Here is a 24,675-nt window from a genome sequence, read left to right as displayed (position 1 = left end):
ATGGTCCTGTCTTCACTAGTGTGGACCACGGGGGCTCAGGTGGTCGCATCGATGTGGTCGTATGTGAGCTTGGCCCCTTCCCCGAGCGGTGGATGAAGGAGTGTTGCGTGCCGGAAAACGATGTCCCGATGTGGCCGTCGGACGACAAGGACACCTCATCCGCCGAGCCCAAGGGCACTGCCGGAGACGGTGAGGCGACGGCTTGGCTGTCCATCAAGGGCCTGGCCAACGGCAAGACCGAGGAATTGGCCGTGCCCAACGTCACATCCGAACCCGACTCCTGGTTCAGCCCCGTCGTCGAGGTCGAAGACGAACCGGACGTCCCGGAGACGCCGACGCCGAAGTGGTCCGCCTTCGCGCCGGTGACGCCTGTCGAGCCGAAGGAGCCGGAGGCGCCGAAGACGGTCTTCGTCAAACCCGTCGACCCCCAGCGCGCGGGCAAACCGGACTGGGACCAGTTCGACCGCGCCGCCGCGACGCCCGCCCGCGATCCCGAGCCGGACCCCGAGCCGTCGAGACTGGAGCCGCCGCGCCAGGAGCAGCCCCCGCGGCAAGAGCAGCAGCGCCGCGAACCCCGCCTGGAGCAGCCGCGACGTCCTGAGCAGAACCGGATCGAGCCGCCGCGTCCGGCGCAGGTCCCCTCCGCGACCATGCACGCGAGGCCTGTCCGCATCGAGCCGACCCCAGAGCCCCCCGCCACAGAGCGCTTCGACTCCGAAGCGACCGTCGGCATCCAGCAGCCCGAACCGCCGTCCGAAGAGCCCCCGGCCGCGGAGACCGAGGCCGCGCCCGCCCCGAAGCCGAAGAAGAAGCGCAAGCGCAAGGTCCTGGTGATCGCGAGTGTGGTCATCGTCCTGCTGCTCGCCGGCCTGGGCGGTGCCGCCGCGATGCCGAAGGTGTCGAACCGGCTCGGCCTGCCCTGGGCGCCGAACGCGCCGAAGGGCGACATTCCGAAGCCCGCCGGGGTCAGCCGCGTCCTGCACGGTCCGGACGTCAACGGTGTCGCGCCGACGAAGGCGGGTCTAGCCGCCGCGCTGAAGGGCCCGGCGGGTTCCGCCGATCTCGGCACGCTCACCGGCGTCGTCGTCGACGCGGCCACCGGCGACGTGCTCTGGGACAAGAACTCCGGCACACCGCTGACACCGGCTTCGACGACGAAGATCCTCATCGTCGCGGCCGCGCTGCTCGGGCTGGACCACGGGATGCAGCTCTCGACGAAGATCGTCCAGGGCGCGGACCCGGGCACCGTCATCCTCGTCGCGGGCGGCGACCCCTCCCTGACCGCGCTTCCGCTGGGCACCGACTCGCCGCTGTACCCGGGCTCGGCCCATGTGGACGATCTCGTCGCCCAGGTCAAGAAGGCGGGCGGCGGCAAGATCTCCAAGGTCCAGCTGGACGTCAGCCTGTTCAAGGGGCCGACGTCCGCGAAGGGCTGGGATCCGGAGGACACCGCCGCCGGGAACACCTATATGGCGCCGGTCTTCCCGGTGATGGCCGACGGCGGCCGCCCCGACCCGAAGAACGACCACTCGCCCCGGATCGCGAACCCGGCGACGACGCTGACCCAGAAGATCGCGGGGAAGCTCGAGGCGCAGGCGGGCAGCACCGTCACGGCGCCGAAGGACGCGAAGGTGCTCGCGGAGGTCAAGTCGCCGCCGCTGCCGGAGCTGGCGAACTCGCTGCTGCAGCTCTCCGACAACATGCTCGCCGACGCCCTCGCCCGGCAGATCGCGCTCGCCAAGGGCGGCGAGGCGTCGTTCGTCGGCGGTGCCGCGGCGACGATGGACGTGTTGAAGCAGGCCGGGTTCGACCTGACCGGCGTGCAGCTCAACGACGGCAGCGGACTGTCCGATCAGAACAAGATCCCGGCCAAGGTGCTCAGCGAGATCCTCACGGTCGCGGCGGCACCGGACGGGCAGGACCCGCGGACGGCGAAACTGCGGCCGCTCCTGGCCGGCCTTCCCGTGGCGGGGGGCAGCGGGACGCTGGAGAAGCGTTACGGCGACCCGTCTTCGTCGGCGGGCCGGGGCTGGGTGCGCGGCAAGACCGGCACGCTGTCCGGGGTGAACACCCTCGCCGGCGTGGTCCTCGACACCGACGGCCGGATGCTGGTCTTCGCGCTGATGTCGTCCGGATCGGACCAGGACAAGGGCCGGGCGGCACTCGACGTCGTCGCGGCGACCCTCCACAAATGCGGCTGTCGTTGAGTTTGATCGACCCCGTGGTCGGCTGGTTTCCGCGCTGCTCGCATCTGCTCCGCCAGATGTCGCTGAGCGGAAAGCGCACGACCGGAACCGGAGCGTGAGGAAGTCGAAGCGGAATTCGTCCTTCCAGCGGGTAGCGTCATAAGAGTGAGTGAGGAAACGCCGACCAAGACACGCTCGATGGTCGACTGGTCCCTGGCCGCCTCGACGGGTGCGCTCCTGGTACGCGGCGGCCCGGTGGTGGACCGTGACGAGGCCGAGGAAGCCGTCGCCGATCTTCGTGAGCTGACCAGCGAGGCGGAGGGGCACGTCCGCGAGCTGACCGGGCTCGGTCTCGATCTGCCGCTGCTGCCCGCCGAAGTCGTCGACAGGCCCGGCTGGGTCCGCTCGGCCGCTTCCGGGCTCGACGCGCTCACCGGCCGCGCGCTGCCGGAGGCACAAGGCGGCCCGCTCGCCCCGGTGCTGGCCTCCGGAGCCGGTGTCCAGACCGGGCTGGTGCTCGCCTTCCTGGCCTCCCGCGTGCTCGGCCAGTACGACCCGTTCGGCGGGCCGGAGCGCAAGGGACAGCTGGTGCTCGTCGCGCCGAACGTGGTCGCCGCCCAGCGCGCGATGGACGTCCCCGGCCACGATTTCCGGCTCTGGGTCTGCCTGCACGAATGCACCCACCGGCTGCAGTTCACCGCGGTCACCTGGTTGCGCGACTACTTCGCCGACGAGGTCGAGCGCCTCATCGGCGGCCTCGCCGGCCACGACGCGGACGGTTTGAGCGACCTCGTCGGGCGCCTGCCGGACACCATCAAGCAGATCGGCCGCGGCAAGACGGGCGGGGCCGGGCTGGCCGAACTCCTTCAATCGCCCAGCGAACGCGCGGTGTTCGACCGGCTGCTCGCCCTCTCCACACTGCTGGAGGGGCATGCCGACTACGTGATGGACGCGGTCGGGCCGCAGGTCGTGCCGAGTGTCGAGCTGATCCGCTCGCGGTTCACCGCGCGGCGCAAGGGCGGCGGGCTGATCGACCGCGTGCTGCGCAGCCTGCTCGGGGTGGACGCGAAGCTCCGCCAGTACGAACAGGGCGCGAAGTTCACCAAGCACGTCGTCGACGCCGTCGGCATGAACGGTTTCAACGCCGTGTGGACATCGCCGAACACCCTGCCGACCAGGGCCGAGATCAGCGATCCGGCGGCCTGGGTGCGGCGCCTGCACGGGTGAGCGGACCCGATCCGGCGATCGCGGCCGTGCGGACGGCCGTGCGGGACTTCCTCGCGTCGATCGACGGTGCTGTCGCCTCCGGTGAGGTGTGCGTCGCGGTTTCCGGCGGCGCGGACTCACTGGCGCTGGCCGAAGCGACCGCGTTCACCGGCTCCCGCGCGGGGCTGAAGGTGCGGGCGCTCGTCGTCGACCACGGCCTGCAGGAGGGTTCCGCCGAGACCGCGGCGAAAGCGGCGAGCACCGCGCGAGAACTGGGCGTCGACACCGCCGACGTCCTCACCGTGAAGGTCGAAGGCCCGGGCGGACCGGAGGCGGCGGCCCGCCGGGCCCGCTACCGCGCGCTGCGCTCCGCACTCCCGGACGGGCGTGGGCTCGTCTTGCTCGGCCATACCCTCGACGACCAGGCCGAAACCGTGCTGCTCGGCCTCGGCCGGGGTTCGGGGCCACGCTCGCTCGCCGGGATGCGGCCGCACGATCCGCCGTGGGGACGGCCGCTGCTCGCCGTCGCGCGGGCCACCACCCGGCAGGCGTGCCGCGCGCTCGGTGTCGAGCCGTGGGAGGACCCGCACAACGCGGACCCGCGCTTCACCCGTGTCCGGTTAAGAACGGAAGTAGTGCCCCTTCTGGAGGATGTCCTCTCCGGTGGGGTGGCGGCCTCGCTCGCCCGCACCGCCGCGCAACTGCGCGAGGACACCGAGGCGTTGGACACACTCGCCGGCGACGTCCACTTGCGTGCTTTCACCGAGGAAGGGCTCGACGTCGCCGTGCTCGCCACCGAGCCGCCCGCGCTGCGCCGCCGCGTCCTGCGCAGGTGGTTGCTGGACGCCGGCGTCCGCGAACTCACCGACGCCCACCTGCGATCCGTCGACGCGCTGATCGGGAACTGGAGGGGCCAAGGCGGCGTCTGGCTACCCGGCGACTTGGTGGCCGCGAGGGCGCATGGCAGGCTCTGCGTTGAAACACCCCATTCCACCACCTAGAGGGGAACGCCCCGTGTACGAAGGCGAGATCGCCTCCGTGCTCGTCACCGAGCAGCAGATCAACGAAAAGATCACCGAGCTGGCCGCGAAGGTAGCCGCGGACTACCCGGCCGACGGACCCGAAGCGGGAAAGGGTGACCTCCTGCTCGTCGGGGTGCTCAAGGGCGCGGTGATGTTCATGACCGACTTCGCCAGGGCGCTCCCGGTCCCGTCGCAACTCGAGTTCATGGCGGTCTCCTCCTACGGCTCCTCGACCTCGTCGTCCGGCGTGGTGCGGATCCTCAAGGACCTGGACCGCGACATCGCCGGCCGCGACGTGCTGATCGTCGAGGACATCGTCGACTCCGGGCTGACCCTGTCCTGGCTGTTGAAGAACCTCGCCAGCCGCAACCCGGCCTCGCTGGAGGTCGTCTCGCTCCTGCGCAAGCCGGAAGCGGTCAAGGTCGACGTACCGGTCAAGTACATCGGGTTCGACATTCCCAACGAATTCGTAGTCGGATACGGCCTGGACTACGCGGAGCGTTACCGGGACCTGCCCTACATCGGCACCCTGGATCCGCACGTCTACACATCCTGAGAACCGCTTGCCCGGGTCTGAAGAAATGCGGAACCCTGGTGGCGGAGAACGCGTCATAGGCTGCGATCAAGTGCGTTAACCTATGCGAAGACCAACGCCTGCGAAGCCGTCGTGGCCTGGCCCGGGGGAAACGGAGAGAGCTCAGATGGGGAACAGCAGCTTGGCGGACGCGAACGCGTTCAAGAACGCCGCGGCCCAGGGTCAGGTCGGGATCGACCCGGACGCTGCCCAGACGGTCCTGAACAAGATCCGCGTCGGCAAGGACGCGATCGAGGCCCTGATCGGCGGGTCCGGGGATCTCGCGCAGGCGCCGAAGCTGGGGAACAACCCGGTCGGCAACGCGATCGCCGCGAAGGTGGCGAACCGTGCCGACGGCGGTGGCGACTCGTACGCGTCCGCTCTCCAGAATCTGTACCAGCAGTACGAGGCCGCCGAGTCGGGCATCGTGACCGCGATGGCGCGCTATCACGAGATCGACCAGGCCGCGGCCGAGCCGTTCCGTAACGTCTGAGGGGGAGTCAGAAAGCCATGCCACCGAAGCACAGCGCCGACTCTTTCGGCGAACAGAGCAACACCCCGGTCCAGCTCGGCGACAACTCGGATTCCGCGGGCATCGTGTCGTCCGCCCGCGGCCGTTCCGACAGTTTCGAGATCGGCGCCGACCGCGCCATCACGAACCCGCCGAACTGGGAGAGCGCACCGTCGAGCCAGGACCTGTGGAATCAGGCCAACCTCGGCAACGACCCCAGCACGGCGACGTCGATCGGCTCGTCCTGGAACTCGCACGGCAGCAAGCTGAGCCAGGCCTCGAACGACCTCTACAACGCGATCTCCGAACTGGGCTCGGCCTGGATCGGGCAGGGCGCGGCAGGGGCGCAGGGCGCGCTGGTGGCGATCGCGAACTCGAGCTCGCAGGCCTCCGAGGCCGCGACCACGATGTCCGAAAGGCTGCAGAAGCAGGCTGACGCGGCCACCAAGGTCAAGCTCATGCCGAAGCCGACCGACTACAGCCCCGAGAAGGCGATGGGGCAGGCGCTCGCGGCGGGCCCGGTCGGGATGATCACCGACCAGAAGCCGCTCGCGGACCAGGACAAAGAGGTGCGGGCGGAGCAGGCCAGGTTCCTCGAGGCCTACACCAAGGAGATGAGCGAGGTCGACGGCTCGACGCCGAGCTTCGGCCCCGAGTCCCTCGGCATGAAGCCGACGGCCACGCACAACAGCACTTCGTTCAGCGGCGTCGGCAACGTCGGCGGCGGGCACCTCAACTCCGGTGCCGTCTCCGGTACTCCCGTCCTGGCCGGCACGCACGGCTACGGCGGCGCGCAGGGCGGCCCGGGAGTCGCGGCCGTCCACGGCGGTCCGGACTCGGGCGTGTTCTCGCAGGCCGGGTACAACCCCGCCGCGAACGCTCCGGCTCCTTCGTCCGGCCTCGCGGCCGGTGCCGGAGCCGCTTCGGGCGCCGGTGCGCCGATGACCCCGCACGCCCCGGCGAGCGGTGGTGGCGCGCTCGGCCAGGCACTCACCGCCGGCGCGCTCGGCGGTGGCCTCGGCTACGCCGGTGCCAAGGCGCTCGGACAGGGCAACAAGTCCGGCGCCAAGGACTCCGACAGCACCGAATCCGCGGCGACCGACAGCGCCGCTCCCGCGCAGAGCGCCGCCTCGCAGGCCTTGCCGCAGCAGGGCCTCGTGTCCTCCAGCGGCACCATCGGTGGCGGCCCGCCCCCGCCGATGCAGGGCATGGGCGGCGGCATGGGCAGGGGTGCCCAAGGTGCGCAGGCCGAGCAGGAAGAGGAGCACACGCACGCGTCGTTCCTCATCGAGCCCGACCCGGACGACGCCTTCGGTGCCAACGAGGCGACCCCGCCGCCGGTCATCGGTGCCTGGACCGAAGACGACGATCGCTAGAACGGTTTTCACCGGGCGCGCGGCCGAACCGGCCGCGCGCCCGCTGACTTGTGCGAGCCTGTTGGCGGAGCGCGTGAACCCGCCCGGCCGAAGGCCCCGCTATCGCGGTGGCAGGACGCCCTGCCCGCAGTCGTGAGGTAGATGACCAGGCAGCGTCCTGCCGACGCCGATCGCGGACGCGGGTTCACCAAAAGACACTGAGGGGCGGACGATGGCGAACGGTGAACTGTTCACCGCGGTCGAGCTGGATTTCCTGTGGGAGAGCGCGAACGCCGGTGAACTGCCGTACCCGCTGCGGGCCCGCTCGCACGGGGCGACGATGGATGAGCGCGGTGTCCTGCGGAAGCAGACGCTCCAGTCGCTGAACCAGCGGCACCTCGTCGACGACCGCGGCCGCCCCGAGCCCCACATCGAAGACTTCTTCGAAATCCTCTCGAAGCCGGATCTGAGCCTGGACTGCGTCCAGCTCAACAATCCCAACACCGAACCGCTGCTCGCGGTCGCGTCGGTGCTCGGCGGCCAGGGCCTCCTGACCGTCCAGGACCAGCGCGGTTTCCACTTCCACCCCATCGCCCCGGACGGCCTCGCGAGCGCGATCATCTCGCTGCTGCCCCCGGGCCCTCGGGGCACCGAGAAGTCGATCACCCTCCCGCTGGACGGCCTCGTCGGCGCTTCCGGCGCGGACTTCCTCCAGCGCCGTCAGCCCCAGGTCGACGGCCGGGCCACCTCCGACGAGGACCGCAAGGCCCTGTCCCGGCTTCAGGCCCAGCCGCGGTTGCGCGGTGGCCAGTTCGGCGCCAACGCGCGGAACCGGATGGGGACGCGTAGCCGCTCTTCGGTGCTGAGCTGGTTCGACACGCAGTCGGGCCGGTACTTCACCCAGGCCACGCGCGGCTCGGACGGGCGGGACTGGATCACCATCGCGCCCGCGGACCCGGCGACACTGCGGCAACGCCTTACGGAACTACTGGGCAAGATCGCCGCGGACTCCGCGGTCGCGCGCTGAGCTTCTTCGGTACTTCGCGTGTGTCATGAAAGGGTCTAATAGGACAAAATTTGTCCCATTAGACCCTTTCATGACACACGCCGCCGATACGCGCCGAACCTTCAAGCCATCCGCCCACCGCCTGTCGTACCCCTTCGCTATCGTGAACACCGGGGCCGTTCTGACGCACAGCGACCGGCCGGGCACGGGGCCGCCCCACCGCACGGGTCAAGGTGCCGGGAGGGCACGGAGCAATGCACCAGGAACACTTCACGCCGATGGCGTTCGACTTCCTCTGGGAGTCCGCCGAACTCGGAGACCTGCCGTACCCGCTGCGGGCGCGCTCGCACGGCGCGACCGAAGGCGAGCGGCGGGCTCTGCGCAACCGCACCGACGTCGAGCTCAGGGCCCGCGGTATCCGCGACGGCCGGGGCAGGCTGGAGCCCCGGATCGAGGACTGGCTCTACCTCCTCGCGCGCGGCTCGCTGACCATCGACGCCCTGCACATCCCCGAATTCCAGGCCCCGACGATCGCCGTGCTCGGTGCCTCGGACGGCAGCAGCGGGGTACTCGCGATCCAGGACGGGACCGGGATCTGGCTGCGCGAGGCCCCGGCCGACGGGCTCCCCACCGCGGTGGTCGAACTGCTGCCGCCGGGACAGCGCGGCTCGGAGGCGTCCGTCACGCTGCCGATCGACGACGCCCGCCGGACCGAACCGATCCGCGCGGCCGTCAACCCGACGAAGCAGGCCGAAGAGCCCGAAGCGGCGAAGATCCGTCGCAAGGATAAGGGTCGCGTCTCACTCAGTGAACGCATCAGCGCGGACCCGCGCGAGGCCTTCGGCAAGCTCACCGGCCAGCCTCGGCTGCGCGGCGGTCAGCTGGCAGCGAACAGCCGTTCCCACGTGGGCGCCAAGCAGCGCTCGCGGGTCCTCGGCTGGTTCGACACCGCCAGCGGGCGCTACCTCAGCACGTCACAGGCCGGTCCGGACGGTCGCGAGTGGGTCACCGTCTCACCCGCGGACATCAAGACACTCCGGATGCGGCTGGGCGAAATGGCCGCTGGTGTGGCGGTCGACACACGTTAGGGTGATCGTCACGCTCACGCTCCGGGAACCCTCACGCTGCGTCCGCCGTTGACGTGCGAGAGGCTCACCACCCGCGTCCGCCCAGGCGGGCGGTATCCTGAGGGGTGGGTGTCGGAGCACCATGGGTCGTCAAGATCGTGATGGCGGGTATCGCAAGAGCCGCCCAACCAGGAAGGGTCGAGGCCACCAGGGCCGAGTCGTATGAACCGGAAGAGCGTGCTCAAGAACCCAGTGCTCTGGATTCTCGCGGCGGTACTGGCGTTTCTCGCTTACAACACGATCTTCGACAGCGATCGTGGCTACACCCAGGTGCCGATCTCGGTCGCGAATCAGCAGATCACCGCGAACAACGTCAAGGAAGCCTCGCAAGAGGACAAGGAGCAGCAGGTCAAGCTGCTGCTGAACAAGAAGATCGAGGTCGACGGCCAGCAGGTCGACCAGATCATCTCCCAGTACCCGGCGAACGTCGCGGGCACCGTCTACGGGCAGCTCATCGCCCTCAAGAGCGGTGACAACCCGGTCAAGTTCACCACCAAGGTCACCACGCAGAACGTCCTCACCCAGATCCTGATCTTCGCCATTCCGCTCGCCCTCGTGCTGGGCCTGCTGATGTGGATGATGAACAACGCCCAGGGCGGCGGGAACCGGGTGATGAACTTCGGCAAGTCGAAGGCCAAGCAGCTCAACAAGGATATGCCCAAGACGACCTTCGGGGACGTCGCGGGCGCCGACGAGGCCGTCGAAGAGCTGTACGAGATCAAGGACTTCCTGCAGAACCCGGCGCGATATCAAGCTCTCGGCGCGAAGATCCCGAAGGGCGTGCTGCTCTACGGGCCGCCCGGTACCGGTAAGACGCTGCTCGCGCGAGCCGTCGCCGGCGAGGCGGGCGTGCCGTTCTACACGATCTCCGGTTCCGACTTCGTCGAGATGTTCGTCGGTGTCGGTGCCTCCCGCGTCCGCGACCTGTTCGAACAGGCCAAGCAGAACGCGCCCTGCATCATCTTCGTCGACGAGATCGACGCGGTCGGCCGCCAGCGCGGCGCCGGCCTCGGCGGTGGCCACGACGAACGTGAGCAGACCCTGAACCAGCTGCTCGTCGAGATGGACGGCTTCGACGCACGCGGCGGCATCATCCTGATCGCCGCGACGAACCGCCCCGACATCCTCGACCCGGCGCTGCTGCGCCCCGGCCGGTTCGACCGCCAGATCCCGGTGTCCGCACCGGATATGCGCGGCCGTAGGGCGATCCTCGAGGTGCACGCCAAGGGCAAGCCGATCGCGCAGGGCACCGACCTGAGCGGCCTCGCCAAGCGGACCGTCGGGATGTCCGGCGCCGACCTGGCGAACGTGCTCAACGAGGCCGCACTGCTCACCGCCCGCATGAACGGGCACGTGATCACCGACGAAGCGCTGGAGGAGTCCGTCGACCGCGTCGTCGGCGGTCCCGCCCGCAAGAGCCGGATCATCTCCGAGAAGGAGAAGAAGATCACGGCCTACCACGAGGGCGGGCACGCGCTCGCCGCGTGGGCGATGCCGGATATCGAGCCGGTCTACAAGCTGACGATCCTGCCGCGCGGGCGCACCGGCGGTCACGCCCTGCTCGTCCCGGAGGACGACAAGGAGCTGATGACCCGTTCGGAGATGCTCGGGCGCCTGGTCTTCGCGATGGGTGGCCGGACGGCGGAGGAACTCGTCTTCCACGAGCCCACCACCGGTGCCTCCTCCGACATCGAGCAGGCGACGAAGATCGCCCGCGCGATGGTCACCGAGTACGGCATGAGCGCCCGCCTCGGCGCGGTCAAGTACGGCCAAGAGCAGGGCGACCCGTTCCTCGGCCGCTCGGCAGGCCGCCAGGCGGACTACTCCCTGGAAGTCGCGCACGAGATCGACGAGGAGGTGCGCAAGCTCATCGAGACCGCGCACACCGAGGCGTGGCACGTGCTGAGCACCTACCGCGACGTGCTGGACGAGCTGGTCATCGAGCTTCTCGAGAAGGAGACGCTGACCCGCAAGGATCTCGAGCGGATCTTCGCGTCCGTCGAGAAGCGCCCGCACATCACCATCTTCAACGAGTTCGGCGAGCGGAAGCCGTCGGACAAGCCGCCGATCAAGACCCCGGGTGAGCTGGCGATCGAACGCGGCGAGCCGTGGCCCCCGCCGCAGCCGGAGAGGGAGCAGCCGGTGCTGCAGCCGGCGCCGACCCCGGTCGGCACCGTGCAGGGCGGCGGCGAACTGCCCGGTGGTCCGCCGTACTCGACCCCGGCTCCGCCGCCGGACCCGAACGCCAACCCGTACGCGCCGCCGCAGCCGGGCGCCCACCCCAACGGTGGCCGCCCGAACGGTGGGCCGAACGGCACCGGCCACTGGCCCCAGGCATATGGTGGGCAGCAGCCGGGCGGTCCGGCAGGCGGTTACCAGGGTGGGCCCGTGGGCGGCCCGCCGAACTACGGGGCTCCCCCCGGATGGACCCCGGCGACTCAGCCGGGCGGCCAGCCGAATCAGCCCTGGCGTCCCGCCGAAGACCGTCCGCGCGACGACTGGTTCAGTGGCCAGTCTGGCGGTCAGCAGCAGGACGAAGGACAACAGCGGCGTGAATCCGACGGACAGGACGACAACAAGCGGTAGCGGTGAAGGCCCGGTCTTCGACCAAGACCGGGCCGAGAAGGCCGTACGCGAACTCCTGCTCGCTTGTGGTGAGGACCCGGACCGGGACGGTCTCCTTGAGACCCCCGCCCGGGTCGCTCGCGCTTACCGGGAGATGTTCGCCGGGCTCTACACCGAGCCCGATCACGTGCTGGACCGCACGTTCGACGAGGCGCACGAAGAACTCGTCCTCGTGACGGACATCCCGATGTATTCGACCTGCGTCCCCAGCAAGCAGACGGTGAACGCTGTCGGGGGCCAGAAGCAAGCGGCAGAAGTCGAGGTCGGCGACAAGCTGTGGACCCTCTCGGGCGGCAAGGTCGAGGAGACCACGGTCACCGAGATCAGCTCGCACCAGACTCGTGAACTCGTCGAGGTCATCACCTCGGGCGGACGTTTCAAGGTCACTCCCGACCATCCTTTGGCGACGCCGAAGGGGTGGATGGAAGCCAGGGATGTCGAAGGCTCGTTCATCGAGTGGACTCACGCGCGCAAGCTCTGCCGGAATCGGTGGAAGCCGAAGTTCGGCTACGACTTCGGCTATGTCATCGGTGCGACTTGCTCGGATGGGACGGTCGCAGAGCGCTACGTTTCTCTTGTGGTGAACGACCGCGACTTCGCGAAGAAGTACGCCGAGTCGCTCTACCGGGCCTTTGGGATCGAGGCGAAGCTTGAGCCCGTCACCCGCCCTTCGGGCTACCTCGGGCGTGAGGCGCCTGGTTTCCGGGTACGGGTGGTCTCGTCGTTCCTCGCGGATCTGATGCGGCAGTACGTCGGTGGCGACGCGCATCACCAGCGGCAGCGCTTCCCCATGGTCGTGCTCAACGACCGGAGCACCTTCAATGGATTTCTCGATGGCTACATCGACGGGGACGGCTGCGACGACAAACGACACCCGGGTCGCCTGATTACCAGCGCGAACATTCCCTTTCTCGAAGACCTGGCAACGATCATCGGCGCGAGATTCACGCCGCGCAAGGCGCCTGCCTCAGTCCTCTACGTCGCTGATCGCTGGTTCGAGCGGCATGGCTTCCCCCAAGACGACTATACGACGGACCTGATCGAGTCGGACTACGTCGAGGTTGAATCCGTCCGACCGGTGAAGGCCACGGGAACCAAGCCCTACACGGTGTACAGCTTCAAATGCGAGCCCCACCCGACCTTCCTGATCGCCGGGCACCTGACGCACAACTGTGAACATCATTTGCTGTCAATCCACGGCGTAGCCCACGTCGGCTACATCCCCAACGAGCACGGCAAGGTCACCGGTCTGTCCAAACTGGCCCGTCTCGTCGACCTCTACGCCAAGCGCCCGCAGGTGCAGGAGCGGCTCACCTCGCAGGTCGCGGACGCGCTCATGCGCAAACTCGAGCCCCGCGGCGCGATCGTCGTGGTCGAAGCCGAGCACCTCTGCATGGCCATGCGCGGGATCCGCAAACCCGGCGCCCGGACCACGACGTCGGCTGTGCGCGGATCGTTGAAGACTTCGGCGTCGTCGCGGGCGGAAGCGCTGGACCTGATCAAGGGCCGTCGATGACCGTCCTGCCCCGGCCCGGCCGCTGCGCGGTGATGGGCATTCTCAACGTCACGCCGGACTCCTTTTCGGACGGTGGGCGCTACCTCGGTGTCGAGCAGGCGCTGGAGCACGCGCACGCGATGTGGGCGCGCGGCGCGGACCTGATCGACGTCGGCGGGGAGTCGACGCGGCCGGGGGCGTCCCGGGTGGACGCCGAGACCGAGATTTCCCGGATCATGCCGGTGATCCGTTCGCTCGCCGCCGACGGTGTCGCGATGTCGGTGGACACCACCCGTGCCGCGGTCGCGGCCGCCGCGATCGAGGCCGGGGCGTCGGTGATCAACGACGTCTCCGGCGGGCTGGCCGATCCGGACATGGCGAGGGTCGCCGCGCAGGCTGGGGTGCCGTGGGTGCTGATGCACTGGCGCGGGCACAGCAAGGACATGAACGCGCTGGCGTCCTATGAGGACGTGGTCGCGAACGTCCGTGACGAGCTGCTGTCCCGAGTGGACGAAGCGGTCACGGCCGGGGTGGACCCGAGCGCGATCGTGCTGGACCCGGGCATCGGCTTCGCGAAGAACGCCGAGCACGACTGGGCGCTGCTTCACGGTCTGGATTCCTTGCTTTCCCTGGGTTTCCCCGTTCTCGTCGGGGCTTCGCGCAAGCGGTTCCTCGGCCGGCTTTTGTCCGGAAAGGACGGAACGCCCGCCCCGCCGGACGGCCGGGAGAACGCGACGGCGGCGGTGTCCGCGCTCGCCGCGACGGCCGGCGCGTGGGGTGTCCGGGTACACGAGGTCGGCGCGAGCATCGACGCGGTGACCGTCGCGGCCGCTTGGCGGAAGGGGAGTCCTGGTGTCTGACCGGATCACGTTGACCGGACTGAGGGTCTTCGGCAGGCACGGGGTCTTCGATCACGAGAAGCGCGACGGGCAGGAGTTCGTCGTCGACATCGTGGTGTGGCTGGACCTCGGTCCGGCCGCCGCGTCCGACGACCTGACCAAGACCCTCCACTACGGCGAACTCGCCGAACTCGCGGCCGGGATCGTGGCCGGCGAACCGTACGACCTCATCGAGAGCGTCGCCGGGAAGATCGCCGACGAGGTCCTGCGTGACGAGCGGCTGACCGCCGTCGAGGTGACGGTGCACAAGCCGTCCGCGCCGATCCCGCTGAACTTCGACGACGTCGCCGTCACGGTGTCGCGCGAACGATGAGCCGCGCACTGCTCTCACTCGGTTCGAACCTGGGGGACCGGCTCGCGTTCCTGCAGCTGGCCGTCGACGCCGTGCGGCCCGCGCTGGTCGCGGTGTCGTCGGTGTACGAGACGAAGGCATGGGGCGTCGAGGACCAGCCGGACTTCCTCAACGCCGTCTGCCTCGTCGACGACCCGGCGCGCGATCACTGGGACTGGCTGCGCACCGGGCAGGCGGCCGAAGAGGCCTCCGGGCGGGTACGCGAACTTCGCTGGGGCCCGCGCACTCTGGATGTCGACATAGTGACCGTGGCCGGGGTTCGCTCCGACGACCCCCGGTTGCTGCTTCCCCATCCCGGCACGCCGGAGCGCGCGAGCGTGCTGATCCCCTGGCTGGAGATCGAGCCCGCCGCGGTGCTCCCCGGCCACGGCCCCGTCGCCGACCTCCTCGCCGCCCGCCCCCGGGACGACCGCGACTCGGTGCGGCTCACCCGCCTCACCCTCGCCTGAGCGCCCGCAAAACCCGCAATTAGTCCTCTAGTCGCGGTAGTTCGTGCCGCCAACTATCGCAACTAGAGGACGAAACGCGTCAGGTGAGAGTGGCGCGAAGGGCGGCGATGATCCACTCGCTCTGAGCCATCTGGCTCGGGAACGCCGGCCAGCCGTTCATCTTCCCCAGTAGGACCCAGTACCGCTCCGCCCGCGGGTCGGAGCTGATCGCCATCCCGTCGGCCAGCCGCTTGCGCCAGGCCGGGTCGGCGGCGTCCTGCCCGTTCCTCGACGACTGCGTGAAGATCGTCTCGGCCAGCTCCCGGCCCTCCGCCGAGTCCGGGCCGATCCCGGCCTCCAGCGCTTCCGACGCCTTCGCGCTCCAAGCAACCCACAGCTCCTGCTGCTTCTCGCCGAAGTCCGCCCCGTCCTGCTTCCGGAGCTTCGAGTGCCACTCGCTCATCCGGCGGATGGACGCGCGGAACTCGGGGTCCTGCACGAGTTCGGCGAACTCGATCCACGCCTCCAGCTGCTCGGGCGTCGGGTCGTCGGGTAGTTCCGGTTTCGCGGAGAGCATCCGCTCCATGAACTGCGGATCCAGGTCCAGCCCCTCGACCGTCTCCGCCCAGAACGTGTCGAGCAAACGCTTGCGGTCCTCGTCCGACATCGATGCGAGCTTGTTCATCAGTTCGACCTCCTCCAGTGGTGAATCACGTTTGGCCACCGCCCGCAGTACCGCCCGGCGCAGTTCCAGCCGCCGGATCTGCTCGTCCAGGGCCGCGACGTGCTGGACCGCGAGGTCCCCGATGGTCGCTTCCCTGGTCAGCGCCCGCTCCACGTCCGCGAGACCCAGCCCCAGCTCCCGCAGCGTCCGGACCAGCTCCAGACGCGCCATCGCGGTCGCGTCGTAGAGCCGGTAGCCGGAGCCCGTGCGGTCGGTCGGAGGCAGAAGCCCCTCATCGGAGTAGAAGCGGATGGTCTTCACCGGCAGGCCGGTGCGTTTGGCCAGTTCCCCGATGGTGAAGACGGCGGTGGTGCCCATGTGCTTCATGCTCGACTCTCCAGTTGGTGGAGAGTCAAGCCTGCCAGGTAGCGTTGGACCATGCACTTCACCCGGCCACGCGAGCTGGCGGTGGCCGCCCTCATCGGCTTGGTCTTGGCCTATCTGCTCTTCCAGGCCGCCTACGGCTCGTTCCCCGCGCTCCCGCTCTTCGCCGGAGTGACGCTGTTCGTCCTCGCGCTCTGTGAAGCCGTGCTCGCCTTCATCATCCGTTCGCGGATCAAGGAGGGCCGGGTTCTGGCCGCGATCTCCGTCGCCCGATCGGTGGCTCTCGGGAAGGCGTCATCTCTCGCCGGATCCGTCATGACGGGTGTCTGGCTGGCGGCCTTCGCGTATCTTTTTCCCCGACGTGACGAACTCCTCGCGGCGGCCGGTGATCTTCGGTCGGCGACGGTCGGGATCGTCAGCTCGGCGGCGCTGGTAGCTGCGGCTTTGTGGCTCGAACACTGCTGCCGGACCCCCGAGGGAAGTGATCGGGACCGCGATCCCGAGCCGACCGGTTAACGCTCGAGAAGCACCGCTCGAAGTACCGACTAGGTCTCGTTCGGATTACTAGAAGGTACGGTGTTGGGCATGACCGGGGTGGGTGACGACTCGCGTGGCCGCCTTGCGGGTAGGCCGTGGCTTGTCGTCGGCTTGATTCTCGCCGTCGGCGCGACGCTCGCATTGGTGCTTTCCGACGACCTTCGCTACTTGCGGCTGGGTATCGTCGCGGCGCTCTGGGCCGCTTTGATCGGGGCGTTCCTCGCGGTCCGTTCTCGCAAGCACGTGTCGCAGAGTGAGGAAGCCGTCGCCGAGGCGCAGGCCGTCTATGAGCTGGAGCTGGAACGCGAAATCGCCGCCCGCCGCGAGTTCGAGCTGGAGATGGAAGCGGAGAACCGGCAGGTCGCCGAGAACCGCTCCCACGACGAACTCGAAGCGCTCAGAGCCGAGGTGACCGCTCTTCGCGAGAGCCTCCAGTCGCTCTTCGGTGGTGGCGAGGTCCTCCTCGAACGTGTCGCGCTCACCGCGCAGGCCACCCGCATGCGGTCCCTCGACAACAAGCAGCTGATGAGCGCGGGTTCGGACAACGGCAACGGCAACGGAAAACCCAAGCCCCAGCTGATGGCGGCCACCAACACCACGATCGACGTCGACGACCGCGAACGTGAGCTGGAACGCCCGACCGAGATGATCGACCGCGTCCTCGAACCGGCGGCCGCGCGGGCCGGTACCCCGGCCGCCGCCCGCCGGAAGCCGGCGAACGGTCAGGTCAACGGCGGCGGGGGCAACGGTTCACACGGCTCCAACGGCTCTAATGGTTCACACGGTCCCAGCGGTTCACGCGGACCCCATGGCTCGCACGGCCCCAACGGCCCCAACGGCTACGGCCAGAGCAGCCAGGTCCAGCGGCCGAAGCCCGCCGACGAATCCACTCGCCGCAGCATGCGCAAGGCCGACGCCCGCGCCTCGAAGGCCGCCGAGGCGCTCGCCGCCGAAGCCGCCCGCCGCGAGCGGCTCGAGATGTCCAACCCGGGGATGTCGCCCGTCGAGATCTCCCGGCCGATGCCGAGGGTCGACGCCAAACGCAAGACCCCGCCGCCGGTGACCCCGGCCGAGGTGTCCCGCCCGTCCATGCCCGGTGTCTCGCGCGCCGAGGTCTCGCAGCCGTCGATGCCCACCGTCGCCCGGCAACCCCAGCGCAAGGAACCGCCGCGCCAACAGCAGCAGCCGTCGCTGCAGCAGCGGCTCGACGCCGGAACCGTGCAGCGCCCCCCGGCGCCGCGGCCCGAAGAGCAGACTCGTCAGCAGACGCCTCCGGTGAAGCCCGCCGTGCAGGCCAAACCCGTCAAGAAGGTCGAGCCCGACCGGCCGCGGCCGAACCGTGAGCTCGGCCTGACCAGGCCGGGGATGAAACCGGTCGAGCGGCCCCGTCCGGCCGGTGCCACGCCGCCGCCCGCCAACAAGCCCGCGCCGCAGGAAAAGCCGCTGGAGAGCACCGGCGAGTGGAAGCCGTCGTGGACGCAGGAGCGCCCGGTGGGCGACCTGAGCGCGGCGTTCCCCAAACGGGACGACTTCCAGGACAGGCTCCGCCCGGCCCAGCCCCCGGCACCCCAGCCTCAGATGCCCCAGCCCCAGCCGTCGAGTTCGCTGCCGCGTCCCGAGCCTCGTCGTGACCCGGAACCGCCGACGCCGCTTTCGCTCCCCATGTCCGAGCCTCCGCGGCGTCCGGAGCCTCAGCGTCGCGCCGAGCCCGTCCGGCCGCCGGAGCCGGCCATGCCGCCCGAGCCCGTGCGCCGTGCGGCCGCCGAGGCACCGTCGCGGCACAGCCCGCCCGTCGACGAGCCCGCGGTCAACCCGACGCTGCCCGAAGAGGTCCGCTTGATGCAGAACCGGCCCGGCGGACGTCGTCGCCGGGCGGCGGAGGAGTCGTCGACCTCGCTCACCCCGGCGCCGAACGTGGCCGAACCGACCGGAGGCGGCCGTCGCCGCCGTCCGGACGGGGAACCCCCGGCCTGGCAAGGCGGGGAGCCCGAGTCCTCGGGCGGCCGTCACGGCGGCAGGCGGTCGAGGCCGGAAGACGAGGCGCCGCCGTCCCGCAACGGGTCGTCGCACAGCCGCCCGGAGACCCCCGCGGCCGGCTCCCACGCGTCCGGTCGGTCGGTGATGGACCTGCTCGCCGCCAACGGTGCGAACGAGTCCACTCCGCGGCGCAGGCGCCGCGCCGAAGATTGAGTCCATACCGACGGTAGGGTGACCCGCTGTGAGCGAGCCTTCCTCCCCGGCGCCCGGTATCGACCGGGCACGCCGGTCTCGGTCGATCACCGTGCTGCTGCCGGTGCTCGGGCTGATCGCCGTCGCGCTGTGCGGGCTGTTCGTGTTCGGCACGGTGACCGAGAAGGTCGGCCTGCCGGCGGTGACGATCGGTGTGCTCGCCGCGCTGGTCCCGGTCGCCGTGGTGGTCACGGCGTTCCTCTGGGTCGACCGCTGGGAACCGGAACCGCCCAAACTCCTGCTGCTGGCCTTCGTCTGGGGCGCCTGTATCGCGACGATCATCGCGCTGCTGCTCAACAGCGGCGCCGAGGCCGTCGGTGACCTGCTGCTCGGCAGCGGTGGCGGTGGCAAGATCAGCGGCCTGGTCTCCGCGCCACTGGTCGAGGAGGCGGCGAAGGCCGCGTTCATCCTCCTGCTGTGGTGGCGCCGCCCGATCGAGTTCGACGGCGTCGTCGACGGCATCGTCTACGCCGGGTTCACCGCGGCCGGGTTCGCCTTCACCGAGAACATCTACTACTTCGGCCGGGCCTTCGCCGAATACGGTTTCGGCGACGGCACGAGCGCCGGCGTGCTCGCCGCGTTCTTCCTGCGCGGCGTGCTCTCCCCGTTCACGCATCCGCTGTTCGCGGTGATGACCGGAATCGGCCTCGGTATCGCGGCGAGCAGCAAGATCCGCTCAGCGCGGATCCTGGCGCCGATCGGCGGCTACATCGTCGCCGTGCTGCTGCACGCGCTGTGGAACGGCGCCGCGCTGCTCGGTGGGGCCAAGACCTTCCTGAACGTGTACTTCCTGATCATGGTGCCGCTGTTCATCGGTGTGTTCTCGTTGGTCGTCATGCAGCGGCGCCGCGAGCAGCGGATCGTCGCGGCCGCGCTGCCGATGATGGTGGACGCGCGCTGGATCGCCCCGACCGAAGTCCCGCTGCTCGCCAGCCTGTCCGGACGGCGGTCGTGGCGGAAACAGGCGCGGAAGCAGTCGGGACGCGACGCTGCGAAGGCCGTCGGCCGCTACCAGGCCAGCGTCACCGAACTGGCCTTCCTGCGGAGAGGCCGGAAGCTCACCGACGACGCGAAACTGCGTCAGCGGGAGTTGCTGCAGGTGCTCAAGTCTTCGCGCGCCGAGGCCGTGCGGCTGGCGGACGGCGCTCCGCGCGGGTGACCCGTAACAGGTGAAGCTGGTCACGAGGGCCGTTTCAGACACCGGCCGGAGGGTTACCCTCGCGCGGTCGTCTGGTACCCGCGACCGCAGAGCGGGACTGGAACGAATTGAGGAGTCTTAGACCATGAGCGTCCACTGGCGCACGCCATGATGAGGCCCGCTCGCCTGGCGGTGGGTGTCGTCTCCGCAGGCCGGGTAGGCAGCGTCGTCGGCGCGGCGCTGGCGAGAGCCGGTCACGCCGTCGTCGGGGCTTCGGGCCTTTCCAACGCTTCGGTACGCCGGGCGGAGCAACTGCTCCCCGACGTGCCCCTCCTGCCGCCCGACGAGGTCGCCCGCAGCGCCGATCTCGTCCTGCTGGCCCTGCCCGACGACGCCCTGCCCGGGATGGTGCGCGGCCTGGTCGCCACCGGCTCGTTGCGGCCGGGGCAGATCGTCGTGCACACGTCGGGAGCGCACGGCATCGACGTCCTCGCGCCCGCGGTCGAGGTCGGGGCGCTGCCACTGGCCCTGCACCCCGTGATGACCTTCACCGGGCGCGCCGAGGATCTCGAGCGGCTGGCCGCCTGCAGCATCGGCGTCACGGCCACAGCGGGTGACGAAGCCGCCTGGAACGTCGGCGAAGCGCTGACCGTGGAGATGGGCGCCGAGCCCGTCCGGATCCCTGACGAAGCGCGTGCGCTCTATCACGCGGCGTTGGCACACGGGGCGAACCACCTGATGACACTGGTCGCCGACTGCGCGGAACTGTTGCGGGAAGCCGGAATCTCCCAGCCGGAACGCCTGGTGGCTCCGTTGTTGTCGGCGGCATTGGATAATGTTCTGCGGCACGGGGACCGGGCGCTGACCGGGCCGGTGGCCCGTGGTGATCTCGGTACCGTGCGTAAGCATCTCGCGGTGCTGGCCGAGCGGGCTCCCGACGTCGCTCCGAGCTATCGCGTGCTGGCCAAGCGCACGGTGGCGCGCAGCAACGCCGCAGGACTCCTGGACGCCTCGGCGGCCGCCGAACTCACCGAACTTCTCAGCGATCCCGCCGACCCCTCAGACCCCGCCGAAGGGCAGCAAATCCAGTGACCACACCCAAATTCGCCCGAGGCACGCTGCACACCTTCCAGCCGCCGGAGCAGGTGAGCCAGGTGACGCGTGCCCTGCACGGGGTCGGCCGCAAGGTCGCGCTGGTGCCCACCATGGGCGCCCTGCACGCCGGGCACCGCGAACTGATCCGCCGGGCGAAGCGGCTGCCGAACACGGTGGTCGCCACGTCCATCTTCGTGAACCCCCTGCAGTTCGGGGAAGGCGAGGACTTCGAGGCCTACCCGCGTCCGCTGGACAAGGACCTCGAGGTGCTGAAGGAGGACGGCGTCGAACTGGGCTTCCTGCCCAAGGCGTCGGACCTGTACCCGGAAGGCGCCACCGTCACGGTGCATCCCGGTGCGCTCGGCGACGAGCTCGAAGGAACGGTCCGGCCCGGGCATTTCGCCGGGGTGCTGACCGTGGTGGCGAAACTGTTCAACATCGTGCGGCCGGACTACGCCTTCTTCGGGGAGAAGGACTACCAGCAGCTGGTGCTGATCAAGAAGATGGTGCGGGACCTGAACTTCGACACCCGGGTCATCGGGGTGCCGACGGTCAGGGAACGTGACGGGCTGGCGTTGTCCTCGCGCAACGTCTACCTGACACCTGAACAGCGCGAGGACGCGATCGTGTTGTCGGCGGCGCTCACCGCGGGTGCCTTCGTCGGGCGCGACGGCGCGGACGCCGTGCTGGCGACCGCCCGGAAGACCCTCGCCGCGCGAGCGGGCGTCGAGGTCGATTATCTGGAGTTGAGGGGAACCGACCTCGGGCCCGCGCCCGTCGACGGTGAAGCGCGGTTGCTGATCGCCGCCCGGGTGGGGAGTACCCGGCTGATCGACAACGTCCCGGTGGTGCTCGGCGCGGCCGCGGACCATCCGGAATACGCGCTGGACGCAGGGGAATAGGGAGAGTCCACGATGTACCGCACGATGCTGAAATCGAAGATCCACCGGGCGACGGTCACCCAGGCCGATCTCCACTACGTCGGATCGGTGACCGTCGACGAGGACCTGATGGACGCGGCGGATCTGCTGCCGGGCGAACAGGTGTCCATTGTGGACGTCACCAACGGCGCGCGGCTCGAGACCTACGTGATCGCCGGCGAACGCGGCAGCGGGGTGCTCGGCATCAACGGCGCCGCGGCGCACCTGGTGCACCCCGGCGATCTGGTGATCCTGATTTCGTACGCGCAGATGGAGAACGCCGAGGCGGCCGCGTTCCGGCCGCGGGTCCTCTTCGTCGACGCGGACAACCGGATCGTCGAGAAGGGTGCCAACCCCGGGCACGCGCCGGAGGGATCCGGACTGATGAGCGGCACCGTGACGCTGGCCGACGACGACACGATGACCTTCCCGGTCGCCGAAACCGCCGACGCCCGCCGTCTCGACGCCCTGCTGCACGCCGAAAGCTGAGTCCTTGCTGCTCACGGTCGACGTCGGCAACACCAATATCGTGCTCGGGCTCTACTCCGGGCAACAGCTGGTGGGTGACTGGCGCATGCGCACCGACGCGCGGATCACCGCCGACGAGCTTGCGCTCACCATGCGCGGGCTCCTCGGCGCGCACGCGGACGCGGTCACCGGGATCAGCGCGCTGTCCACGGTTCCCGCCGTGCTGCGGGAGCTCCGGGTCATGCTTTCGCGGTATTACGGCAGGTTGCCGAAGATCGTCGTCGAACCCGGGGTGCGCACGGGTGTGCCGCTCCTGGTCGACAACCCCAAGGAGGTGGGCGCGGACAGGCTGGTGAACACCCTGGCCGCGCACCATCTGCACCCCACCGCCTGTGTGGTGGTGGACTTCGGGACTTCGACCAACGTGGACGCCATTTCTGCGAAGGGCGAATTCCTCGGCGGTGCGTTCGCGCCTGGTATCGAGATCTCCGTCGACGCCCTCGCCGCGCGCGCCGCGGCGCTGCGCAAGGTGGAGCTGGTGCCGCCGCGGTCGGTGATCGGGAAGAACACCGTGGAATGCCTGCAGTCGGGCATCCTCTACGGTTTCGCCGGCCAGGTCGACGGCCTGGTGAAGCGGATCAAACGCGAGCTTTCGCCCGGCGGCGCCGACCCGGTCGCGGTGATCGCGACCGGCGGGCTGGCGCCACTGGTGATCGGTGAATCGGAGACGATCACCGAACACGTGCCCGATCTGACCCTGCTGGGCCTGCGGCTGGTCTACGAACGTAACAACACCCCCGACTCCCGCAAGTAGTCCTCTAATGGCGGCGTTCTTCAGCGGCGCGAAGCGATCATCAGGACCCGCCGCGTCATCAGCTCCTGGTTCCGCAGGACCTGCTCCAGGCTCGCCCGCAGCTTCGACGGATCCTCGCCGGACTCCGCCGCCAGTTCTTCCACACGCTCCAGTGACAGCTCCATGGTCCGCTGCTGCCGCTCCCGCCAGCCGGGCGTCACCTCATAAGAGAGGACGTCGAACCCCGCGGCCTCCAGCAGCGGACGGTGGTCGTCCACCTGCGGCGGCCGGTTCGGGGGCTGGCCGTCGAAGTCCCAGGTCGTGACGAGCAGCCGCCCGCCGGGGACCAGGATCCGCGCGAACTCGGCGCAGGCGCGGGGCTTGTCCGGCGCGAAGAGCAGTGCGTCGACGCTCATCACCGCTTCGAACGCGGCGTCGTCCAGTTCGGTGTCCGTGAAGCTGCCGATCCGGAATTCGGTCGCTTCGACGTCCATGGCTTCCGCGCGACGCCGTGCCGAAGCCAGCGCGGTCTCCGCGATGTCGACACCGGTGAGCGTCGCGTACGTGCGCGCGGCGACCCACAGCCCGGGGCCGCCGCGGCCGCAGCCGATGTCGGCCAGCCGCCCGCCCGGGGCGAGCCGCGCTTCGGCGGCGACGCGGTGCAGGTCGGTCCGGGTCACGAAGCTGTAGGTGTCCAGCTCGGCCGGGTACTCGTCGCCGTACACCTCGGCCCAGATCCGCGCGGACACCGCGGACGCGGGTGCGCCGAACGTCGCGGTGAAGGTGGCCTTCCAGTCGGCGCTCATCGTTTACGCGCCCGGAAGACGGTGGTGCGAAGCGGCAGGTCGAATTCCCCGGAGGCGGTTTCCGGCGTGTTGTAGAGGAATTCCCGTGCCAGCCGCAGTTTCGCTTCTCGTTCCGCGGCCGGCGCCACCAGCATGTGCGAATGGGTGGCGAGCGTGGCCACCAGGGTTTCGGCCGTCCTGGGCTGTTTGTGGCCGAAGGTCTCCTTCTCGAACGGCTCGAAGGCGTCGTGTTCCGGCAGCGATTCGTAGTCGCTCAGCCAGCGCCTGCTCATCGAAGTCTTGATGAGCGCGTTGAAATCCACCAGCCAGCGCGCCGACTCGTCGTCGTGGTTCCACAGTGCGACAACGACTCCGCCCGGTTTCAGCACCCTGGCGATCTCCGGATAGGCCCGGTCGAGGTCGAACCAGTGGAAGGCCTGTCCGGCGACGACCGCGTCCACGGATTCGTCCGGTAGCGGGATCTCCTCGGCCGTTCCGCTCAGCGGTGTCACCGACGGCAGTGTCCTGGCGAGTTCTTCGAGCATTTTCGCGTCGGGTTCCACCGCGGTGACCGCGACGCCCAGTGCGAGCAGCCCCTCACTGGCCTTGCCGGTCCCCGCGGCCAGGTCCAGGACCTGTTCAGCCACTCTCCCGGCCCCGGCCAGCCCCCAGGCCAGCGCTTTTTCGGGATAGTCCGGCCGGTGCTCGGCATAGGCGGCGGCCTCCGCGCCGAACGAGGCGGCGCGGCGTGCGTGCAGTTCGGGTTCGATGCCGGGAGTGGATGAGTTCACGCGATCCAGGTTAATGGAGAGAAAACCACGCGCGCCGAACCCGGAAAAGGTAATCCGGTTGGCGTAGGGAAGTGGCGGGTTCGTA

Annotated in this window: 22 protein-coding genes and 2 pseudogenes; 21 read left to right on the top strand and 3 right to left on the bottom strand. The window is 69.6% G+C overall.

The window, feature by feature from the left end; all coding sequences use genetic code 11:
* The first annotated feature begins 92 nt into the window (after positions 1 to 92).
* The 14 genes and pseudogenes from dacB to folK all read left to right on the top strand — a co-directional run bounded on the left by dacB (position 93) and on the right by folK (position 14,807).
* The gene (gene dacB, locus ACLJRL_RS10345) at positions 93 to 2,207 is read left to right on the top strand and encodes a D-alanyl-D-alanine carboxypeptidase/D-alanyl-D-alanine-endopeptidase (protein WP_410655863.1); all 2,115 of its coding nucleotides are present in this window, start codon (positions 93 to 95) and stop codon (positions 2,205 to 2,207) included.
* Between the two features lie 177 nt (positions 2,208 to 2,384).
* Positions 2,385 to 3,413, top strand: a complete 1,029-nt coding sequence (locus ACLJRL_RS10340) for a zinc-dependent metalloprotease (RefSeq protein ID WP_410656165.1) — start codon at positions 2,385 to 2,387, stop codon at positions 3,411 to 3,413.
* Positions 3,410 to 4,393 carry a tRNA lysidine(34) synthetase TilS gene (gene tilS / locus ACLJRL_RS10335; RefSeq protein WP_410655862.1) on the top strand — a complete coding sequence of 328 codons (984 nt, stop codon included), beginning with the start codon at positions 3,410 to 3,412 and terminating at the stop codon, positions 4,391 to 4,393. Before ACLJRL_RS10340 ends, tilS begins: the two co-directional genes overlap by 4 nt.
* 13 nt (positions 4,394 to 4,406) lie before the next feature.
* Positions 4,407 to 4,970: a hypoxanthine phosphoribosyltransferase gene (gene hpt, locus ACLJRL_RS10330; RefSeq protein WP_410655861.1), complete on the top strand. Its 564-nt coding sequence runs from the start codon at positions 4,407 to 4,409 to the stop codon at positions 4,968 to 4,970.
* A 145-nt stretch (positions 4,971 to 5,115) separates the two neighbouring features.
* Positions 5,116 to 5,481 (top strand): hypothetical protein, encoded by a 366-nt coding sequence (locus tag ACLJRL_RS10325; protein ID WP_410655860.1) that lies wholly within the window; start codon positions 5,116 to 5,118, stop codon positions 5,479 to 5,481.
* 17 nt (positions 5,482 to 5,498) lie between these two features.
* Positions 5,499 to 6,875, top strand: coding sequence for a hypothetical protein (locus ACLJRL_RS10320; protein WP_410655859.1), 1,377 nt, complete (start codon positions 5,499 to 5,501; stop codon positions 6,873 to 6,875).
* A gap of 211 nt (positions 6,876 to 7,086) precedes the next feature.
* Complete coding sequence (locus ACLJRL_RS10315) at positions 7,087 to 7,881, top strand: ESX secretion-associated protein EspG (protein ID WP_410655858.1); 795 nt, start codon at positions 7,087 to 7,089, stop codon at positions 7,879 to 7,881.
* A 233-nt stretch (positions 7,882 to 8,114) separates the two neighbouring features.
* Positions 8,115 to 8,948, top strand: a complete 834-nt coding sequence (locus ACLJRL_RS10310; RefSeq protein WP_410655857.1) for an ESX secretion-associated protein EspG — start codon at positions 8,115 to 8,117, stop codon at positions 8,946 to 8,948.
* A gap of 201 nt (positions 8,949 to 9,149) precedes the next feature.
* Positions 9,150 to 11,573 carry an ATP-dependent zinc metalloprotease FtsH gene (gene ftsH, locus ACLJRL_RS10305; protein ID WP_410655856.1) on the top strand — a complete coding sequence of 808 codons (2,424 nt, stop codon included), beginning with the start codon at positions 9,150 to 9,152 and terminating at the stop codon, positions 11,571 to 11,573.
* Positions 11,539 to 11,814 (top strand): annotated as a pseudogene (locus ACLJRL_RS10300) (GTP cyclohydrolase I); the annotation flags it as partial. The gene ftsH and the pseudogene ACLJRL_RS10300, both read left to right, overlap by 35 nt.
* Before the next feature lie 969 nt (positions 11,815 to 12,783).
* Positions 12,784 to 13,128 (top strand): annotated as a pseudogene (folE, locus tag ACLJRL_RS10295) (GTP cyclohydrolase I); the annotation flags it as partial.
* Positions 13,125 to 13,967, top strand: a complete 843-nt coding sequence (folP, locus tag ACLJRL_RS10290) for a dihydropteroate synthase (protein WP_410655855.1) — start codon at positions 13,125 to 13,127, stop codon at positions 13,965 to 13,967. The pseudogene folE and the gene folP, both read left to right, overlap by 4 nt.
* Positions 13,960 to 14,319, top strand: a complete 360-nt coding sequence (folB, locus tag ACLJRL_RS10285) for a dihydroneopterin aldolase (RefSeq protein WP_410655854.1) — start codon at positions 13,960 to 13,962, stop codon at positions 14,317 to 14,319. Before folP ends, folB begins: the two co-directional genes overlap by 8 nt.
* Positions 14,316 to 14,807, top strand: coding sequence for a 2-amino-4-hydroxy-6-hydroxymethyldihydropteridine diphosphokinase (folK, locus tag ACLJRL_RS10280; protein WP_410655853.1), 492 nt, complete (start codon positions 14,316 to 14,318; stop codon positions 14,805 to 14,807). Before folB ends, folK begins: the two co-directional genes overlap by 4 nt.
* A gap of 79 nt (positions 14,808 to 14,886) precedes the next feature.
* Here the strand turns inward: folK and ACLJRL_RS10275 are convergent, their stop codons facing one another.
* Positions 14,887 to 15,828, bottom strand: coding sequence for a MerR family transcriptional regulator (locus tag ACLJRL_RS10275; RefSeq protein ID WP_410655852.1), 942 nt, complete (start codon positions 15,826 to 15,828; stop codon positions 14,887 to 14,889).
* A 60-nt stretch (positions 15,829 to 15,888) separates the two neighbouring features.
* Between ACLJRL_RS10275 and ACLJRL_RS10270 the strand changes: the two genes are divergently transcribed.
* The 7 genes from ACLJRL_RS10270 to ACLJRL_RS10240 all read left to right on the top strand — a co-directional run bounded on the left by ACLJRL_RS10270 (position 15,889) and on the right by ACLJRL_RS10240 (position 23,035).
* Positions 15,889 to 16,350, top strand: coding sequence for a DUF3180 domain-containing protein (locus ACLJRL_RS10270; protein ID WP_410655851.1), 462 nt, complete (start codon positions 15,889 to 15,891; stop codon positions 16,348 to 16,350).
* Positions 16,351 to 16,419: 69 nt separating this feature from the next.
* Positions 16,420 to 18,561, top strand: coding sequence for a DUF6779 domain-containing protein (locus ACLJRL_RS10265; protein WP_410655850.1), 2,142 nt, complete (start codon positions 16,420 to 16,422; stop codon positions 18,559 to 18,561).
* Between the two features lie 28 nt (positions 18,562 to 18,589).
* Positions 18,590 to 19,759, top strand: a complete 1,170-nt coding sequence (locus ACLJRL_RS10260; RefSeq protein ID WP_410655849.1) for a PrsW family intramembrane metalloprotease — start codon at positions 18,590 to 18,592, stop codon at positions 19,757 to 19,759.
* A gap of 135 nt (positions 19,760 to 19,894) precedes the next feature.
* Positions 19,895 to 20,830: a Rossmann-like and DUF2520 domain-containing protein gene (locus ACLJRL_RS10255; RefSeq protein ID WP_410656164.1), complete on the top strand. Its 936-nt coding sequence runs from the start codon at positions 19,895 to 19,897 to the stop codon at positions 20,828 to 20,830.
* Complete coding sequence (panC, locus tag ACLJRL_RS10250) at positions 20,827 to 21,735, top strand: pantoate--beta-alanine ligase (RefSeq protein ID WP_410655848.1); 909 nt, start codon at positions 20,827 to 20,829, stop codon at positions 21,733 to 21,735. The genes ACLJRL_RS10255 and panC overlap by 4 nt, the downstream gene beginning before the upstream one ends.
* A gap of 12 nt (positions 21,736 to 21,747) precedes the next feature.
* Positions 21,748 to 22,242, top strand: coding sequence for an aspartate 1-decarboxylase (gene panD / locus ACLJRL_RS10245; RefSeq protein WP_410655847.1), 495 nt, complete (start codon positions 21,748 to 21,750; stop codon positions 22,240 to 22,242).
* Between the two features lie 4 nt (positions 22,243 to 22,246).
* Positions 22,247 to 23,035: a type III pantothenate kinase gene (locus ACLJRL_RS10240; RefSeq protein ID WP_410655846.1), complete on the top strand. Its 789-nt coding sequence runs from the start codon at positions 22,247 to 22,249 to the stop codon at positions 23,033 to 23,035.
* Positions 23,036 to 23,055: 20 nt separating this feature from the next.
* Here the strand turns inward: ACLJRL_RS10240 and ACLJRL_RS10235 are convergent, their stop codons facing one another.
* Both ACLJRL_RS10235 and ACLJRL_RS10230 read right to left on the bottom strand, forming a co-directional pair.
* Entirely contained in the window at positions 23,056 to 23,820 is a 765-nt protein-coding gene (locus ACLJRL_RS10235) for a class I SAM-dependent methyltransferase (protein WP_410655845.1), read from the bottom strand.
* Positions 23,817 to 24,590, bottom strand: a complete 774-nt coding sequence (locus ACLJRL_RS10230; RefSeq protein ID WP_410655844.1) for a methyltransferase domain-containing protein — start codon at positions 24,588 to 24,590, stop codon at positions 23,817 to 23,819. Before ACLJRL_RS10230 ends, ACLJRL_RS10235 begins: the two co-directional genes overlap by 4 nt.
* Positions 24,591 to 24,675 lie beyond the last annotated feature (85 nt).

Source organism: Amycolatopsis sp. lyj-112, assembly GCF_046549055.1.
Taxonomy (GTDB): Bacteria; Actinomycetota; Actinomycetes; order Mycobacteriales; family Pseudonocardiaceae; genus Amycolatopsis.
Note: the sequence above shows the minus strand (reverse complement) of the source record. Positions and strands in the feature narration are given on the sequence as shown.